This is a genomic window from Methylobacterium sp. WL103, from assembly GCF_008039885.1.
GTDB classification, from domain to species: domain Bacteria; phylum Pseudomonadota; class Alphaproteobacteria; order Rhizobiales; family Beijerinckiaceae; genus Methylobacterium; species Methylobacterium cerastii.
The window spans coordinates 1-1,008 of the sequence record NZ_VRUX01000987.1 but is presented as its reverse complement, the minus strand read 5'-3'; the positions used below and the strand labels follow the sequence as shown (position 1 = coordinate 1,008).

Annotated in this window: 1 protein-coding gene and 1 pseudogene; one reads left to right on the top strand and one right to left on the bottom strand. The window is 72.2% G+C overall.

The window, feature by feature from the left end; genetic code table 11:
* Positions 1 to 83: 83 nt before the first annotated feature.
* A complete protein-coding gene (locus FV222_RS31650; protein WP_246685705.1) occupies positions 84 to 299 on the bottom strand; it encodes a hypothetical protein in 216 nt (71 codons plus the stop codon).
* Here FV222_RS31650 and FV222_RS27235 point away from each other — a divergent pair.
* A pseudogene (locus FV222_RS27235) lies at positions 208 to 1,008 on the top strand (PHB depolymerase family esterase); the annotation flags it as partial. The gene FV222_RS31650 and the pseudogene FV222_RS27235 sit on opposite strands and share 92 nt — an antisense overlap.

The following is a 1,008-nucleotide window of genomic DNA, read 5'->3' as shown; positions in this document are numbered from 1 at the left end:
CCCCCCCCCCCATTTTTTTTTTAATCACCACACCGCAAAACCCCTATGGCCCCGGGTCGGGGGGGCTGTTTTTGGTTTAAAATTCACGCCCCCCCCCGTGCCGCGTCCTGGACGCAGGCGACGGCGCAGCCCCAGGCCTCCACCAGGACCGAGAGCGCGCCGAAAAGCGAGACTACGACTAAGACCGAAGCCGGGCTCGCCGGCCCGATCCCCGAGAAGCTGCGTGCCGCCGTGGATGGCGTCGTGCGCGGGCTGGCGCCGGTGCTGAAGGGGTTGGCGACCAAGGGGCTGACGCCCATGGGCCTGGCCCCGCAGGCTCCAGGCTTCGGCTTCGCCAAGCCGCAGACGCCTGACCGGTCGGCCGAAACCGCCGCGGGCGCAGGTTCGGTCGTCACCAAGAGCTTTGCCGGACCGGCGGGGACGCGCGAGTATCGCCTATTCGTCCCGAGCCAGCCGCATGTTCCGGCGGCCCTCGTGGTGATGCTGCACGGCTGCAACCAGACCGCGGACGACTTCGCCGTCGGCACCGGCATGAACCGGCTGGCGGAGCGCGACGGCCTGTTCGTCGCCTACCCGGTCCAGACCGGCCGCGCCAACGCGCAGCGCTGCTGGAACTGGTTCGAGCCGCGCGACCAGGGCCGCGAGACCGGCGAGGCCGCCATCATCGCCGGCCTCACCCGCGCGGTCATGGCCGATCACGCGATCGACCCGAGCCGCGTCTTCATCGCCGGGCTCTCGGCAGGCGGGGCGGCGGCGGCCAACATCGCCCGAGCCTTCCCCGACCTCTACGCCGCGGTCGGCGTGCATTCCGGGCTCGCGGCCTCCTGCGCCCGCGACGTCGGCTCCGCGATGATGGCGATGCAGATGGGCGCGCCCGGCCCCGGCGGTGGCGCCCACGTGCCGACCATCGTCTTCCACGGCGAGGACGACACCACGGTGAGCATCCGCAACGCCGACCAAGTGCTGGCCCAGGCGGGCGCCGCCGCGCTGACGCCCGCGCGCGAGCGT